This window comes from Cyanobium sp. Cruz CV13-4-11 (assembly GCF_024346055.1).
Classification (GTDB): Bacteria; Cyanobacteriota; Cyanobacteriia; order PCC-6307; family Cyanobiaceae; genus Cyanobium.
The window spans coordinates 34,914-50,567 of the sequence record NZ_JAGQCH010000008.1 but is presented as its reverse complement, the minus strand read 5'-3'; the positions used below and the strand labels follow the sequence as shown (position 1 = coordinate 50,567).

The window sequence follows — 15,654 nt, the reverse complement described above, 5'->3', positions numbered from 1 at the left end:
AACTCAACCGATCCGCGACGGCCGAATCTCAGGCCCCATTCCAGCCAGTGGCTGATGGCGCCGGCATAGTTAGTGGCACCATAGGCATTGGCAACATCCGGGAACCTTTGCAGGTAATCCTTGGGATCAAAGACAAGCGAACCGCGGCGACCATCGGTGATTCCGAATTGAAGCCAGTGGGATTTGGCCCCCTCAAAGTTAGAAGTACCAAAGGCATTTCTAACATCTTAATATGTGGCAAGGTAAAACTGTGGATCAAAGATTGGTAAAACCAGACGCGGGTCGGTGGAAGGTGGCGGCGGTGGGGGATCATCACCTGGCGGCGGGGGTGCGCCTTGATAAGGAGTAGATGACGTCCATCTTTCGCCATCAAACGTTCCAGCAGAGAGATCGTCGAAAAAATCAACCTTTATGCTACTTGAATATGTTGACGGTTGAGTCCTGCGCTCGAAGTGCAAATGATCTGATGTACTTTCGCCCGTATTTCCCATTATTCCGAGAGACTGACCAATGCCCACCCGAGCATTGACTTGAATATTGCTGGGTATGCTCCCTAGGTGGAGGTGAGAATACAAATCATAGGTATTATCATCATTTCTTATTACAACATGCGAGCCATAGCCCCGATATCCACCCCCCCCCCCCATTCCGTGCGATCGACCCTGACGATGGTCCCATTAGTTACACTTACAATTGTTGGATCACCACTTAAAATGTCAAATTCATAAGCGATCATTCCCGGGATATTAGAATGTCCCCTCTCGTTATTAGGATCCTCGTCGCCTTGCGTAACTTCGATCCGAGTGCCTGCGCGAAAAGGCGTGAGAACCATGCCAAAGATACGGAGTTATTTTGACGTAGAGAACAAAGAAGCTAATCACAAACCAACACATGGCAAGCCTGGAGTTGCAAGTATGTCAGCTTACAATTGCTCACTGGAATGGAGCTTGGATTGACCTTGCATCCCAAAGTCTTAATCTTGTTATTCGGAGTTGACAGCCTCCATTTAGATAAATTGTGCTCCTGTTGATCGCATACTCCTCCTTCCGCCCCGGGCAGCTCAAAGCCCTCCAGCACCTCGATCGGGGGCAGGGCCGAAAAATCCCCTGCGGCCCACTGGCTAATGAGTGACGTGAGTTCTGGGGTTCCTCCGGCAGGTGCAAGGCCTTCTGGGCTGCGGCGGACAAGGAACCATCGAGCGACCATGCCTTGAGCCTCAGCCGCCAGGCCTGGATCAGTGCTGACAGGAGAAAGCTAGTGGCCACAACGCATCTATCCAGTTGACTAGGTCTAATGCCTCAATTCTCATACTGGGCAAATTGCTCAGATAAAGCTCAGGTACTCCTCACCAGTTCCACCCATCCAGCAAAGATATGTAGCCGGCAGTACAGAAGCTGCGGCTTTCGGCAGGCACCTCCCACGGCTGGCGATTCCGATGATCCTGCGTACGGAAGCTGAAACCAACGCCGACATCGACACCCTGGAGCGGTGGTTGCACGCGTCATCAGCGACGCCAGGCCGCTGATCGCCTTGGCCAATGTGAACGGGATCGGCTGGCTGAAGGAGCTGGCCCCCTCCCGACCGGCCCTGAACTGCCGGAATGGGGCCATCAGCCAAGCTGGCTAAAGTGAATGCAACGATTCAGATGAATGCATGGCCACCTCCGTTCGGCTGGATCCCGCCCCGGAGGCACGCCTTGACCGCTTAGCCCAAGAGACGGGACGGACCAAAGCCTTTTATCTGCGGGAGCTAATCGAGCAAGGCATCGATGACTTGGAAGATGCCTACCTCGGCGCCGCCGCCTTGGAATCCCACCGCCGGGCCGGCCAGCCTGCCATTCCTCTGGATCAACTCGTGAACGACCTTGGCCTGGACGGTTGAGTTCATCCCCGAAGCGGCGCAACAGCTCCGCAAGCTCGATCGCACAGCCGCCGGCCGCATCACTCGCAATCTGCAGGAAACGGTCGCCAACGGCAGGGATCCTCGCCAACGCGGCAAAAGGGCTGACCGCCAACAGGGCTGGCCTCTGGCGTTTCTGGGTTGGCGACGATCGCGTGATTTGTCAGATCGAAACGGCCCGCCTGCTGGTGCTGGTGGTGAAGGTCAGCCATTGAGGGGAGGCCTACCGCTGAGGGCAATCACAATCAATCTTCAGTACGGAATTTGGTGCTGACAGGATGAATGGTCCGTCGCGCACCTCTCCAGTTGACGCCTCCAAACACCCTCACGGTCGCTGAAATCAAGCGCCGTGGCATGGCAGCCATCCAGGAGGCCCTGCTTCGTGGCCCGGTCCACATCCTCAAGCGCAATCGCCCATCCGCCGTGATCCTCAGCGAGGCGGATTACGAAACCATCCTCTCCGCCCAGCGGCCCCCGATTGCTTCCGGCACTGCCCTGCGCTGGCTGCTGCAGGAGCCCATTACCGGCATCCGCTCCAAAGCCGACCTCGACGCTGAGCTTCAGGCCAACCGCGACTGGTGATCGTGTTTCTCGATTCCAACGCGGTGATCTACCCCATCGAAGCAGCACAGCCCTTGGCCAACAATGTGCGCGATGAGTTGACCACCCTTGCTGCCGAACATCCCCAGCTCACGTTGGCGCTTCGCCGCCTGTCCTGGCTTGGGTGTCGCGTTGGGCCCCTCGAACGCAACGACCAGGAAACCCTGGCCCGCCATGACAGCTTCTTTTGCCAGCCTGATCTGGTGGGTGGAGCTGAGCAGGGAGGTGGTGGAGGAAGCGCGTTCCAGCGCATAGGCGAGCTGCAGGGGACGTTGCTGGTGTAGGCGCCGAGGGTAAGGCCAGGGAATGCCAGCAGTTGCTAGCATTCCATTCTTGGAAGGCCTAAGCCGATGGGAAACATCAGTGTGCGCCGCCTGGACGACGCCATGCTTCAACGGCTACGCAAGAGAGCTGCTGACCGTGGCATCTCCATGGAGGAAGAAGTCCGGCGCATTCTTCATACCGCACTGGCTGAACCCACCCGCCTGGGTGACCTGGCCTTGAGCAGCTTTGGTGAGGTCCATGGCATCGAATTGGAGCTTCCCTCCCATTCCTCACACCCAGCGATCGACCTGGCACCTTGATCCTTCTTGACACCAACGTGGTCTCGGAAGTGATGCGACTTTCCCCCCATCCAGGGATAATTGCATGGCTCAATGCTGTCGATGCCGGAGAGCTGTACATCTCCACAATCAGCATCGCCGAGATCATTTTTGGGCTGGAACTACTTCCTCCTGGACAACGCCGGCAGGGGTTTGAAGAACGCTTTGAGTCCTTCCTTTCGGCAGCTTTTGACCATCGCGTGCTGGTCTTCGATCAAGCAGCTGCCCGGCATTACGGGCCGATCATGGCTGCGAGACGACGCGCTGGCTCGCCGATGGCGGCTCCAGATGGACAGATTGCCGCGATTGCGCGCTCCCAGGCCATGGACCTTGCCACACGCAACACGCGTGACTTCCGCTCCTGTGGTCTTGCCTTGATTGATCCCTGGGGTTGACCCCTCACAGACCTCCCGTCACACCACCAGCACCGCCTCGTTCTTCGCCTTCTGCTGCTCCAGCCGCTGCTGCTCGCTGAGCCCGTCGGCCCCTGGGATCTGCGCCGCCATCGCCCCCAGCCATTCCTTCAGGGTGTCGAGTTGCTTGTCGGCAGGGAGCACGCTCAGGCCCCGGGCCAGCACCTTGGCGGTGCTGCCGGCGCCGCCCTGATACACCATCCGGCCGTGCAGGTGCTGGGGCAGGGCCTGGCGCAGGCGGCGGAAAGCGGGTTCCTCCATCGGCGTTTCCAGGGCGATGTTGGGCTTCTCCGGCTTGATCCGCGAGAAGCCACAGCGACGCGCCAGCAGCTTCAGTTCCATCAGCTGCAGCAGGCTCTGCACCGGCGCCGGAATCGGGCCGTAGCGGTCGGCCCAGCCGGCGGCCAGCTCCACTAGGGCCGCCTTGCCGCCGCACTCGGCGGCGGCGCGATAGGCCGCCATTTTCTCGTCGGCCTCGGTGATCCAGTCGGCCGGGATGAAGGCCGTCACCGGCAGGTCGATCTGGGTCTCGTCCACCGCCGGGATGTCCTGGCCCTGGATCTCGGCCAGGCAGTCCTGCAGCATCTCCATGTAAAGGTCGAAGCCGATCGCCTCCATCTGGCCGCTCTGCTCCACCCCCAGCAGGTTGCCCACGCCGCGGATCTCCATGTCGCGCATGGCCAGCTGGTAGCCCGAGCCCAGCTGGGCGAACTCCTGGATCGCCCGCAGCCGCTGGCGGGCCGCCTCACTCAGGGAGGCATCGCCCGGATAGAACAGCCAGGCGTGGGCCTGGATGCCGCTGCGACCCACCCGGCCCCGCAGCTGGTACAGCTGGGCCAGGCCGAACCTGTGGGCGTCCTCCACCAGGATCGTGTTCACCCGGGGGATATCAAGGCCGCTCTCGATAATCGTGGTGCAGAGCATCACGTCGGCCTCGCCGGCGTTGAAGGCCACCATGGCGCTCTCCAGCTCCCCCTCCGGCATCTGGCCGTGGGCCACCTGCAGCCGCAGCCCCGGCAGCATCGCCCGCAGCTGGCCGGCCACCTCCTCGATGCCCTCCACCCGCGGCACCACGTAGAACACCTGGCCGCCGCGGTCGAGTTCCTGGCGGATGGCGCTGCGCACCGCCTCCTCATCCAGGCTGGCCAGGTGGGTCTTGATCGGGCGCCGCAGCGGCGGCGGCGTGGTGATCAGGCTCATCTCCCGCACGCCCGAGAGGCTCATGTAGAGGGTGCGCGGGATCGGCGTGGCGCTCAGCGTGAGCACGTCCACATCCTTTCTGAGCGCCTTGATCTTCTCCTTCTGGTTCACACCGAAGCGCTGCTCCTCGTCCACCACCAGCAGGCCCAGCTGGCGGAAGGCCGTGCCCTTGCCCAGCAGCTGGTGGGTGCCCACCACCACGTCGGTGTTGCCCTTGGCCAGGTCGTCGAGGATCGTCTTGCGCTCGGCGGCGGTGCGGAAGCGGTTGAGCAGGGCCACCTTGAGCGGGTAGGGGGCGAAGCGCTCGCTCAGGGTGCGCCAGTGCTGCTGGGCCAGAACGGTGGTGGGGGCCAGCAGGGCGCACTGCTTGCCGGCGGTGACCGCCTTGAAGATCGCCCGGATCGCCACCTCGGTCTTGCCGAAGCCCACATCGCCGCAGACGAGGCGGTCCATCGGCTGGTCCCGCTCCATGTCGCGTTTGACGTCCACGATCGCCTTGAGCTGGTCGGGGGTGGGGTCGTAGGGGAAGGAATCCTCCAGTTCGCCCTGCCAGGGGCCATCGGCGGGGAAAGCGAAGCCCGGTGCCTGGTGGCGCTCGGCGTAGAGCTTGACCAGGTCCATCGCCACCTTGGCCACCGCCTTGCGGGCCCGCTCCTTGGCCTTGGTCCAGGCCGTGCCGCCCATGCGGTTGAGCTCGGGCGGGCTGTCGCTGCTGGCCCGGTAGCGGCCCAGGCTGCCCAGCTGGTCGGCCGCCACCCGCAGCAGCCCATCGGCGTACTGGACCACCAGGTAGTCACGGGCCTCACCGCCGATGGCCAGCTTCTCCAGCTTCAGGAAGCGGCCGATGCCGTGGTTGCGGTGCACCACGAAGTCGCCGGGGAGCATCTTGCCCGGATCCACCGTGCGGCTGGCCGCCTTGCGGCGCCGTCGCACGTAGCCGCCGGCCGCCAGGCTGTGCTGGCCGAAGATCTCCCGGTCGGTGAACAGCACCAGCTTCCAGGCCGGCAGCTGGAACCCCTCCAGTTCGGCCGTGCCGCGCAGCTTGAGCGCCATCGGGGTGCCCTGCTCCACCAGCCGCTCGATGGCCGGGAAGTCGCGGGCGTTGGGCACAAACCGGGTGACGCAGTCGTGCTCCTCCAACAAGGCCACGGCCCGCGACGGCTGGGCGGAGACGATCCAGGGCCGGGCCTTGTCGCGCAGGTGCCCCTTGATCTGCTCCGCCAGGCGGCCGAACTGGTTGGGGTGGGCCGGCACCGGCCGGCTGGCCAGGTCCAGGTTGTTCGGGTGGCGGTCGCTCTCGTGCAGCTCCGCCAGGTCAAAGCCCGTGAAGGTCTCCACGTCCGCCAGGGCCGCCGCGATCGGCCGGTGCAGCAGTCCCGGCAAGGGCAGGGGCGGCTCGCCGCCTGTGGCCTTCACCACCTCGCCGTGGTGGTCGGCGGCATGGTCATACCACTGCTGGCCGTGGGCCAGGCACTGGCGCCGCTCATCGATTGCCACCAGGGTGCCGGCGGGCAGGTAGTCGAGCAGCGAGGCCGGCTGCTGCCAGGCCAGGCCCATCAGCCGCCGCATGCCCTCCGGCGTGCCCCCCTCCAGCAGCTGGTCAAGGGCCGCGGGCTCCAACAGCCGCTCCAGTCCATCCGGCATCCGCTCCCGCAGGGCTTCGGCGATCAGGGGGGCGTAGCTGGTGGGGGTGAGGCGCACCCGCTCGATCACATCGAGGGAGCGCTGGGTGGCCGGATCGAACTCCCGCAGCTTCTCGAGGTCTTCGCCGAAGAGCTCCAGCCGCACCGGCAGCTCGGCGCTGACCGGAAACAGATCAACAATGTCGCCCCGGCGGCTCCAGGTGCCCTCCTGCTCAATCGTCGGCACCCTCTCGTAGCCCAGGGCGGCCAGGCTGAGGGCCAGCTGCTCCAGATCCAGCCGATCGCCGCGGCGCAGGGTGAGGCAGCGGGCCGCCAGCAGCGGCGGCGGCGGCAGGTGGGGCTGAAGGGCCCGCTCGGTGGCCACCACGGCGAAACGGCCGCCGTTGGCACCCGGGGTCCCGTCCCCGTCGCCCACCAGCTCGGCGAGCACCTGCAGCTGGCCCCAGGTGATCTCACTGGTGGGGTCGAAGGGCTCGTAGGGGGAGCCCTCGCTGGTGGGGTACAGCTGGCAGAGGGGCCAGCCCATCAGCTCCAGCAGGGAGGCCCAGCGGCCCGCCTCCTCCAGGGTGGGCACGATCACCAGCAGCGGGGCCTCTCTGGAGCCCGCCAGGGCGCTGGCCACCAGGGCCCGGGCCGCCCGCCCAGCCCCGCTCAGCCGCAGCCGCTCGGGCCGCTCGCAGCGCGCCCTCACCTCGGCGGTGAGGGGGGCGGCCTGCAGCTGGCGCACGAGGGCGTGGAGGGGCATCGCAAGGCGGGGGAGAACCGTTGGCGATCCTCGCAACCCGTTTGCGGTCATGCTGGGGGTCGGTCTACCCCGCGATGGCCCGCTTCCGCTGTCCCACCTGCCGCCAAAGGCCCCTGAGGCTGCAGCAACCGTTCACGGGTGTGCCCCGCTGCGGTCGCTGCGGCGAACTGCTGGAACCGAAGCCCCGCCACGGGCGCGCCTGGACCCTTGCCCTGGCGGTGGCCGCCCTGGTGCTGGGGGGCGCTGCCTTCCCCGGCATGCTGGAGCAGGTGGGGAGTCTGCCCGAGCAGGCCCCTGAGGTGACCACCCGCCTGCTGGAGCGTTTCGAACCGGCCCCCGATCAACGCCTGCGTCCGAAGGCCCTGCTCAAGGGTGGGCTGCTGGCCAACCTCCAGGAGGCCGACAGGCAATGGATCCCCACCGCCGAGCCCCTCGCAGGCGGTGGCACCCGCTTCCTTTACCGCCGGCGGGCCGGCGAGCCCGAGCTGTCGGTGCCCGAGCTGAAGGCCCTGATCAACTCCCCGCCGGACCACGGCGAGAAGCACCGGGCGATCGCTGAACTGCTCAGCGTGCTGGATCAGGTGGGGGTACAGGTGGAACTGGTGGAGCCCAGGAAGACAGGGGCCGCCGGCGAGTGGGATCACGCCGTCCGCACCCTGCGGATCAAGCCCGCCATGGTGGACAAGGGAACCGTGGACTTCGCCCAGGTGCTGAACCATGAGGCGATCCACGTGGCCCAGAGCTGCGCGGCGGGCGGCCTGCGTGCCGTCCCCAGAACCCTCGGGCTGGGCCAGGCGGTGCCGCCGGAACTGCGGCTGCATCTCGATGATCCCCTCTACGCCGGGGCCTCCGACTGGGAGAAGGCCCTGGAGCGGGAGGCCTACGCCAACCAGCGACAGCTGGAGCTCGGCACCACCCTGGTTCGCACCCACTGCCGGACCCGCGCCACGGGCTGAGGACCGGGCGGAGCTGGGGCCCTCAGCCGGAGATATGGGCGATCAGGTCGAGGCACTTGCTGGAGTAGCCCCACTCGTTGTCGTACCAGGCCACCACCTTCACGAAGGTCTCGGTGAGGGCGATGCCCGCCGAGGCATCGAAGATCGAGGTGCAGGTGTCACCGAGGAAATCAGTGGAGACCACCGCGTCTTCGGTGTAGCCGAGGATCCCGGCCATCGGACCGGTGGCGGCGGCCCGCATGGCGGCCTTGATGGCGTCGTAGCTGGCGCCGCGCTCCAGGTTCACCGTCAGATCCACCACCGACACGTTGGGGGTGGGAACCCGGAAGGCCATGCCGGTGAGCTTGCCGCTCAGGGCCGGGATCACCTTGCCCACCGCCTTCGCCGCTCCGGTGGACGACGGAATGATGTTCTGGCCGGCTCCACGGCCGCCGCGCCAGTCCTTGATCGACGGGCCATCCACCGTCTTCTGGGTGGCGGTGGTGGCGTGCACGGTGGTCATCAGGCCATCGCGGATGCCGAAGCTGTCGTTCAGCACCTTGGCCATCGGTGCCAGGCAGTTGGTGGTGCAGGAGGCGTTCGAGACGATGTCCTGGCCCGCATAGGTGGTGTGGTTCACCCCCATGACGAACATCGGCGTGTCGTCCTTGGAGGGGGCCGACAGCACCACCTTGCCGGCACCGGCGCTGATGTGGGCCCGGGCCCGCTCGTCGTTCAGGAACAGGCCCGTGGACTCCAGCACCACATCGGCACCCACCTCGCCCCAACGCAGGGCGGCGGGATCGCGCTCCGCACTGATGCGGATGCGGCGGCCGTTCACCACCAGGGCGCCGTCGTCCACGGCCACCTCGCCGGCGAAGCGGCCGTGGGTGGAGTCGTAGCGGAGCATGTAGGCGATGTAATCGACATCGATCAGGTCGTTGATGCCCACCACTTCGATGTCATCGCGTCCGCAGGCGATGCGGAAGACCAGACGTCCGATTCGTCCGAACCCATTGATGCCGATCCTGATGGTCACCTGCGCGTCTCCGGAGTCAGACCAGAGACTTCAGCGTCGCACGGAGCCGTCAGCCGCCGGTGGAGCCCAACAGGCCTTTGTCGTCAGCTGAAACGGGCTCGGCCGGGGACCCCAGGCTGTCCGTGGCACGCAGCAGGGTTTCCTCCTCGAGGAGCATGTTGAAGCGCAGCAGGTCGGCGTCCTTGAGCTGTTGCCGGCTGCTGACGCCGAGATGCTTCTCGAGAAAACCGCGGCCCATGGCGCCGTCCCAGCCGAGCTGCTGCAGCAACAGGTTGCACTGGTCGAGCAGCTCGGCCCGGCGCAGGGGCACCGCCGCTGCCGCGGGATCGCAGCCAGGCTCAAGGGCTTCGATCGCCTGCAGATAGGCGATCAGGTCGGCGTAGACGGTGATGCGGTCGCGGCTGGGGTGGCCGAAGGAGCGCTGCAGGTAGATGGCTTCCCTGTCCCTGTCCCATCCCAGCCTTCGCATCTGCAGATCCAGGTGGGTCAGTTCGGCACTCCAGTCCTGGGGGTCCTCCTCCTGGCCCACCGGCGTGGGCGGCGGGTCAGGCGATGGCGGCGGCTCCGGTGTGGGCGTTGGCGTTGGCGTTGGTGCTGGCTTCGGGGCCTCGGCGACCGGTGGCGACGGCGGCATGGGTGCTGGAGCTGGAGCTGGAGCCTGCCGCGGCGGGGGCGGGGTGGCCGTGGTCTGGAGGCTGGCCAGCAAGCGGGCCCTGGCCCGATCCTCCGCGTCCTCGGCGTTGTCCGCCTCCCCCAGGGCACTGCCCAGGACGTGCTCCCCTTCGCGGGCCGAGACCAGCACGACGCGGCGCCCGCCGTCGCAGTGCAGCAATCGGACCTGAAGTTGCATGGGAAGGGTCAGGCGGGGCCGACAGTCTTTCTAGAGTGCTTCTTTGAAGGCGCCAGGGCCGAACGAACGCCAGGAATGGAAGTGGAAACGGTGGAGAGCCTCACACCCCTGCTGCAACAGGCGGACCAATGGGGCGAGATGCTGCTGCTGTTGCCGCTGCTGGTGGGGCTCGAGGCGGTTCTCTCCGCCGACAACGCCATCGCCCTGGCCGCCATCTCCCGGCGGCTGCATGATCCGGCGCGGCAACGCCAGGCCTTGAACCTCGGCCTGGTGCTGGCCCTGGTCTTCCGGCTGGGCCTGATCGCCCTGGCCAGCTTCGTGCTCAATTTCTGGCCCCTGCAGCTGCTGGCTTCGGCCTATCTGCTCTGGCTCTGCGGCCGCCATCTGCTGGGTCGGGACGATGGCGAGGACGACCTCACTGATGGGCTGCAGACGGGCTTCTCCACCCAGGGCCCAGGCTCCCACGATTCCGGCCATCCCCACCACGGCGCTTCACTGGGCTCGATCGTGGCGACCCTGGCCCTCACCGATCTGGCCTTCTCCCTCGACAGCGTCTCTGCGGCGGTGGCCGTCACCGACCGGCTTCCCCTGGTGATGGCTGGTGGGGTGATCGGCATCATCGCCCTGCGGCTCACGGCCGAGCTGTTCCTGCGCTGGCTGGAAATCTTCCCCCATCTGGAAACCGCCGGCTACCTGGCGGTGGGGCTGGTGGGCCTGCGGCTGCTGCTTCGCCTGCTGCTGCCGGCGGTGGAGGTGCCGGAATGGGCCCTGCTGCTGCTGGTGGCCGCCCTGTTCGCCTGGGGCTTCTCCCTGCGCACGGCCCCCTCGCCCCTGCCCGAGCAGGGCAGCGGCGACGCCTGAGGCCGGCCGGAACGATGCGGATCGAACTGCGCCAGATCGACTCGGACCGGCTGATCACCAGCATCGAGGTCGAGAACCTCAGCGATGTCCCCCATCCCGGCCGCTGGCTGACCACGGGCGATCGCAGCTTTCTGGTGCTGCAACGGCGCCACCGTTACCGGCTGCGGCAGGGCCGCTACGAACTGGCGTCCGTGGCGCTGCAGGTGAAATCCCAGCAGCAACCGGCCGATGCCCTCTGGTGGAACGGGCGCTGGGTGATCGGTGACCCCGACTGCCGTTTCAACGCCCGCAGCCCCCTGCTGCGCTGTGCCGTGCTGCCCGAGGGACCCTGCGAGCGCTGCAGCCACCGCAGCCCCCGCTGAAGCGATCGCGCCACCAGCCGGTCTTAGGCTGGGGCCCAACTCCGTTTTCGCGCCCGATCACCGCCCCTTCCTCCAGGCCCCTGGCCAAGGTCATCCGCAGCCGGCCCAGCGGCAACGGGTCCGTCCCCACCCCTGAACTGCTCTCCCCCAGCCCTACCGCCACGGGCCTGAATCCGCCCGTGGCCGGCCTGGCGACCGACTTTGCCGTCCTGGGGTTGTCGGAGCCGATCCTCAAGGCCGTGGCAGCCAAGGGCTACAGCAGCCCCTCGCCGATCCAGTTGCAATGCATCCCGGCGGTGCTGGCGGGCCACGACGTGATGGCCGCCGCCCAGACAGGCACCGGCAAGACGGCCGGTTTCACCCTGCCGATGCTGGAGCGGCTGCGCCACGGCCCCCACGCCCGTGCCGGCGTGGTACGGGCCCTGGTGCTGACCCCCACCCGGGAACTGGCGGCCCAGGTGGCCGAAAGCGTCACCGCCTACGGCCGCTACCTGGATCTGCGCTCCGATGTCGTTTTCGGTGGGGTGAGTGCCAATCCCCAGATGCAGCGGCTGCGCAAGGGCGCCGATGTGCTGGTGGCCACCCCCGGCCGGCTGATGGACCTGCACCAGCAGAACGCCCTGCGACTCGACCGGGTCGAGATCCTGGTGCTCGATGAGGCCGACCGGATGCTCGACATGGGCTTCATCCGCGACATCCGCCGGATCCTGTCGCTGCTGCCGGCGAAGCGCCAGAACCTGCTGTTCTCCGCCACCTTCTCCAGCGACATCCGCCGTCTGGCGACCGGCCTGCTGCACAACCCCGTGCAGCTCCAGGCCAGCCCGGAAAACCAGGCCACCCCCCTGGTCGACCAGGTGATCCATCCCTGCGACATGGACCGCAAGGGGGATCTGCTCAGCCATCTGATCCGCAGCAACGACTGGCGTCAGGTGCTGGTGTTCTCGCGCACGAAGCACGGCGCCAACCGGTTGGCGGAGCGGCTTGAGAAAGAGGGGCTGGGGGCGGCGGCGATCCACGGCAACAAGAGCCAGGGGGCCCGCACCCGGGCCCTGGCGGAATTCAAGAGCGGCGAGGTGCGGGTGCTGGTGGCCACCGACATCGCCGCCCGCGGCATCGACATCCACCAGCTGCCCCACGTGGTCAACCTCGACCTGCCCAACGTGGCTGAGGACTATGTGCACCGCATCGGCCGCACCGGCCGGGCGGGCCAGAACGGCCATGCCATTTCCCTGGTGGCGGCCGAAGAGCATGAGCTGCTGCGGGCCATCGAGCGCCTGGTCGGCTCCCCCCTGCCCCGCCAGGAGGTGTCGGGCTTCGAGCCCACCGTGCTGTCCGCCCCACCGCTGGATCTGAGCGGCGGCCGGGGCCGCCGAAGCCAGGGCCCCCGCCAGGGCCAGGGCCATGAGCGGGGCCGGCGCCGCACCGGCTCCCGCTGATCCAGCAAGCGCCCAGCGGGGGAACGGCAATGGTTGTGACAACCTCCGCTGCCGCCCTACGTTGAACTGAGGATCTGCCTCCTTCCGACATGCCCTACGAACCCGGATCCACCCAGTGCCGCGTGCTGATCGACTGCAAGGCGCAGATCGAAGGCATGCTCCTTGCCCTGGAGCGCATCGACAACAGCCGCCACATCCGTGATCAGCTGGTGGCGGTGCACAACCAGCTGGAAGGGCTGCACGAGCTACACCGTCGCCAGCCCGAGGAGCTCGCGTCCAGCAGCGGCACCGCAGGCTGAGCCTGCCCTGCTTACCACTGGAGCGGCCCCGGCCGTCTCATCCACCCCCAGTGGCTGTTTCCTCCTGGAGGCGGGGCTCCCATCCCTGGCAGGCCGCGTAGGCGCCGGCCAGGGTCGGGCGGATCGCCCGCTGGCCAGGCCTGAGCGCGTGACTCACCACGTAGCACCCCTGCCGATCCCGGAAGATCTGGCATCCCGAGCCGGTGCTGTTAACGAAGGAAAGGTCGTTGGCCATGGCATCCCCATCCGGTCACTGGATTTGGTCTAACCCCTCCAGCTCCTGTCCAAAGCTGAGACGACCCGAAGGGAACAAAACGTCAACCGTTGTTGCCGAAAGGGGACTTCAGGGGGTATTTACACCGATGCGTTGACCAGGAACCAGTCCCAGTTGCTGGATCAGGGCCTGACCCTCGCTGGCCCGGCGTCCCGGCAGCTGGGCCTGGCGCAGCAGCACGGGGCAGCCGCCGCTGGCCAGCACCAGCCCCTCCCCCTCCACCAGCTCGAGCACGGTGCCTGGGGCCACCGCTGGTGTGGCCTTCCCGCCCAGGCGGGCCGCCAGGGCGGCGCCGACCGGTGTGAGCTGGTCGGCAAGGCGGCTCACCAGGGGTTCGGTGGCCAGAAGCTTCAGCCGCTCGGCCCCCCAGGAGCAGGACGCCTGGGGATGGAGCCCCATCACCCGGCGGTGAATGGCCAGGGCGGAGGCGTCCCAGTGCACCAGGGTGTCCTCCTTGGTGAGCTGACGGGCATGGCTGGGGTCGCCGGCCTGGCGCCGCACCCCGAGACGGACAAGGCGCTCCGCCTCCGCTCCGGGGCCCGCCGCCTCGATCCGCGGCAGGGCCTCCACCAGCAGCTCGGCGGTGAGCCGGGCCAGCCGCTCCCCCAGCTGGCCGGCGTTCTGCAGCAGGGGGATGGGTAGGCGCCGCTCCAGCAGCACCGGGCCGGTGTCGAGGCCCTCTTCCATCGCCATGATGCCGACACCGGTTTCGGTGTCCCCCTCCAGCAGGGCCCATTGGATCGGGGCCGCACCCCGCCAGCGGGGCAGCAGGGAGCCATGGCCGTTCCAGCAGCCCAGGGGGGGCTGGGTCAGCACGGCCGGCGGCAGGATCTGGCCGAAGGCCACCACCACCGAGACGTCGGCCCCCAGGGCCGCCAGCTCCTGCTGGCAGGCCAGATCCCGGCGAATGCGCTCGGGGGTGAACACCGGCAGAGCCAGCTCCAGGGCCCGCTGCTTGACGGCCGAGGCCACCAGGGACTTGCCCCGGCCGCGTCGGCGATCGGGCTGGCTGACCACGCCCACCAGCCCATGGCCGGCCTGCAGAAGGGCATCGAGGCTGGCCACGGCGTAGGCCGGGGTGCCCCAGAACAGGATCTTCAAGCGTCGCCGGTGATCGAGAGACCCTCCACCCAGACGTGGGGGCAGAGGCCATCGGGGGTTACCTTGGCCGGACCCTCGAAACCGAGGATGGCCTTGAGCAGGGTGCGGATGTCACCGGCGACGGTGGCGGCCTCTATGGAGCGGGGGACACCGTCCTGTACCAACCAGCCATCGAAGGGGAGGGAGAAGGAGCCCTGGCTGGCCTTGACACCGGCATGGAGGGCCGAGAGGGAATCGATCACCACCAGGCCACGGTCGTCGCCGCTGGCACCGGCCGCGAAGCGGTCCAGACCGGGCGCACCACCGCCACTGCCGGGGGTGGGGCCGATCTCGAACCAGTCGGGGCCCACCGAGACCTTGGCCCCGAGGCCCGCATGGCCGGTGGGGGACACCCCGAAGGCCCGGGCCGTGGCCTCCGAGTGGAGGAAATGACGCAGCACGCCGCCCTCCAGCAGCGACAGACGACAGGTGGGGGTGCCCTCCCCGTCGAAGGCGGCCGCGCCCACGTTGGCCGGGTGCAGGCCGTTGTCGTGCAGGGAGAGGAAAGGGACGGCCAGCTGCTCGCCGAGGGACTCGCGCCGGCTGAGGCTGACACCATCCAGCACGGCACGGGCATTGAACAGACTGCTGAAGGCGCCGATCAGATCGAGGAAAGCCTCCGGACTGAAGACGCAGGTGTAGCGGCCGGTGGCGATGGGGGCGTAATCGAGGTGGGCGATGGTGCGCTCCGCCGCCTCCTGCACGCAGCCGGCCACATCCAGGTCGGCGGCGCCGTAGGCCAGCCGCACCGCACCGCTGCTGCGGGGTTTGCGGCCCGCCTCCTCGGCTCGGGCGTAGAGGTAGAGGGAGGCCGTGCTCAGCCGCTGCTGGCGGCAGGCGCCATCGCTGTTGATGTAGAGCCGGTCGCTGCTGCGCTGGGCCAGGCCGTTGTAGGGGACCGTGCCGATGGCCGGATGGCGGCCGAGCAGGTCGCGTTCCGCGTCCCGCAGGGTGTCGAGCAGGGTGAGGATGCTGAGCGGTGTGCTGAGGGGCTGCTCCAGCTCCGGCAGCGGGGCGGTTGCCAGGGGAGAGAAATCGGGGATCTCATCGACGTTGCCGTAGGCACTGGCGTCGCGGGCGCCGGCCAGGGCCCGGGCCAGGCCGGCATCGGAGAGGTCGGAGGTGCTGGTGATGCCCACCAGACCGTCGTCGTTCCAGACCCGCAAGGTGATGGCACTGCGCTGGGCACCCTTCATCTGCTTGGCCTCACCCCGGTCGACCTGCACGGAGGTGTCGGAGCTGCAGGAGGCGCCCAGGTCCCAGCGCCTGACGCCCTCGGCCTGGGCCAGGCTGGCGAGCCGTTGGCGCAGCACCTCGGCGTCGAGGCTGGCTGTGAGCGATTCGGTGCTTTCCATG

General features: G+C 67.4%; 18 protein-coding genes. 12 read left to right on the top strand and 6 right to left on the bottom strand.

The annotated features are described in order from the left end of the window. Positions 1–227: 227 nt before the first annotated feature. Positions 228–647: a M23 family metallopeptidase gene (locus KBZ12_RS18650; protein WP_396100859.1), complete on the bottom strand. Its 420-nt coding sequence runs from the start codon at positions 645–647 to the stop codon at positions 228–230. A gap of 841 nt (positions 648–1,488) precedes the next feature. Between KBZ12_RS18650 and KBZ12_RS08010 the strand changes: the two genes are divergently transcribed. From KBZ12_RS08010 to KBZ12_RS07980, 7 genes are all read left to right on the top strand, one after another. Further along, positions 1,489–1,626 (top strand): hypothetical protein, encoded by a 138-nt coding sequence (locus tag KBZ12_RS08010; RefSeq protein WP_254957394.1) that lies wholly within the window; start codon positions 1,489–1,491, stop codon positions 1,624–1,626. 27 nt (positions 1,627–1,653) lie between these two features. Then, on the top strand, positions 1,654–1,881 hold the full coding sequence (locus KBZ12_RS08005; protein ID WP_254957393.1) for a DNA-binding protein: 228 nt from the start codon (positions 1,654–1,656) through the stop codon (positions 1,879–1,881). After that, a complete protein-coding gene (locus KBZ12_RS08000; protein ID WP_254957392.1) occupies positions 1,878–2,114 on the top strand; it encodes a type II toxin-antitoxin system RelE/ParE family toxin in 237 nt (78 codons plus the stop codon). The genes KBZ12_RS08005 and KBZ12_RS08000 overlap by 4 nt, the downstream gene beginning before the upstream one ends. A gap of 91 nt (positions 2,115–2,205) precedes the next feature. Further along, on the top strand, positions 2,206–2,481 hold the full coding sequence (locus KBZ12_RS07995; protein WP_254957391.1) for a hypothetical protein: 276 nt from the start codon (positions 2,206–2,208) through the stop codon (positions 2,479–2,481). Then, complete coding sequence (locus tag KBZ12_RS07990) at positions 2,478–2,783, top strand: hypothetical protein (protein WP_254957390.1); 306 nt, start codon at positions 2,478–2,480, stop codon at positions 2,781–2,783. The genes KBZ12_RS07995 and KBZ12_RS07990 overlap by 4 nt, the downstream gene beginning before the upstream one ends. Before the next feature lie 66 nt (positions 2,784–2,849). After that, complete coding sequence (locus tag KBZ12_RS07985; RefSeq protein ID WP_254957389.1) at positions 2,850–3,083, top strand: FitA-like ribbon-helix-helix domain-containing protein; 234 nt, start codon at positions 2,850–2,852, stop codon at positions 3,081–3,083. Next, the gene (locus tag KBZ12_RS07980; RefSeq protein WP_254957388.1) at positions 3,080–3,496 is read left to right on the top strand and encodes a type II toxin-antitoxin system VapC family toxin; all 417 of its coding nucleotides are present in this window, start codon (positions 3,080–3,082) and stop codon (positions 3,494–3,496) included. Before KBZ12_RS07985 ends, KBZ12_RS07980 begins: the two co-directional genes overlap by 4 nt. 18 nt (positions 3,497–3,514) lie before the next feature. On the opposite strand, the gene mfd is transcribed toward KBZ12_RS07980, so the two are convergent. Continuing rightward, positions 3,515–7,102, bottom strand: a complete 3,588-nt coding sequence (gene mfd / locus KBZ12_RS07975; protein WP_254957387.1) for a transcription-repair coupling factor — start codon at positions 7,100–7,102, stop codon at positions 3,515–3,517. A 74-nt stretch (positions 7,103–7,176) separates the two neighbouring features. On the opposite strand from mfd, the gene KBZ12_RS07970 reads away from it, so the two are divergent. Continuing rightward, on the top strand, positions 7,177–8,058 hold the full coding sequence (locus tag KBZ12_RS07970) for a hypothetical protein (RefSeq protein WP_254957386.1): 882 nt from the start codon (positions 7,177–7,179) through the stop codon (positions 8,056–8,058). A gap of 22 nt (positions 8,059–8,080) precedes the next feature. Here the strand turns inward: KBZ12_RS07970 and gap are convergent, their stop codons facing one another. Both gap and KBZ12_RS07960 read right to left on the bottom strand, forming a co-directional pair. After that, a complete protein-coding gene (gene gap / locus KBZ12_RS07965; protein WP_254957385.1) occupies positions 8,081–9,076 on the bottom strand; it encodes a type I glyceraldehyde-3-phosphate dehydrogenase in 996 nt (331 codons plus the stop codon). Positions 9,077–9,125: 49 nt separating this feature from the next. Then, positions 9,126–9,926 (bottom strand): hypothetical protein, encoded by an 801-nt coding sequence (locus tag KBZ12_RS07960; protein WP_254957384.1) that lies wholly within the window; start codon positions 9,924–9,926, stop codon positions 9,126–9,128. 75 nt (positions 9,927–10,001) lie between these two features. On the opposite strand from KBZ12_RS07960, the gene KBZ12_RS07955 reads away from it, so the two are divergent. The 4 genes from KBZ12_RS07955 to KBZ12_RS07940 all read left to right on the top strand — a co-directional run bounded on the left by KBZ12_RS07955 (position 10,002) and on the right by KBZ12_RS07940 (position 12,884). Beyond that, positions 10,002–10,787 carry a TerC family protein gene (locus tag KBZ12_RS07955; RefSeq protein ID WP_254957383.1) on the top strand — a complete coding sequence of 262 codons (786 nt, stop codon included), beginning with the start codon at positions 10,002–10,004 and terminating at the stop codon, positions 10,785–10,787. 14 nt (positions 10,788–10,801) lie between these two features. Continuing rightward, a complete protein-coding gene (locus KBZ12_RS07950) occupies positions 10,802–11,149 on the top strand; it encodes a DUF6464 family protein (protein ID WP_254957382.1) in 348 nt (115 codons plus the stop codon). Positions 11,150–11,328: 179 nt separating this feature from the next. Then, the gene (locus KBZ12_RS07945) at positions 11,329–12,585 is read left to right on the top strand and encodes a DEAD/DEAH box helicase (RefSeq protein ID WP_254957381.1); all 1,257 of its coding nucleotides are present in this window, start codon (positions 11,329–11,331) and stop codon (positions 12,583–12,585) included. 89 nt (positions 12,586–12,674) lie between these two features. Beyond that, the gene (locus tag KBZ12_RS07940) at positions 12,675–12,884 is read left to right on the top strand and encodes a hypothetical protein (RefSeq protein WP_216908869.1); all 210 of its coding nucleotides are present in this window, start codon (positions 12,675–12,677) and stop codon (positions 12,882–12,884) included. A 343-nt stretch (positions 12,885–13,227) separates the two neighbouring features. Here the strand turns inward: KBZ12_RS07940 and fmt are convergent, their stop codons facing one another. Beyond that, the gene (gene fmt, locus KBZ12_RS07935) at positions 13,228–14,259 is read right to left on the bottom strand and encodes a methionyl-tRNA formyltransferase (protein WP_254957380.1); all 1,032 of its coding nucleotides are present in this window, start codon (positions 14,257–14,259) and stop codon (positions 13,228–13,230) included. Beyond that, positions 14,256–15,653, bottom strand: a complete 1,398-nt coding sequence (locus KBZ12_RS07930) for a TldD/PmbA family protein (protein WP_254957379.1) — start codon at positions 15,651–15,653, stop codon at positions 14,256–14,258. The genes fmt and KBZ12_RS07930 overlap by 4 nt, the downstream gene beginning before the upstream one ends. Position 15,654: the final 1 nt, after the last annotated feature.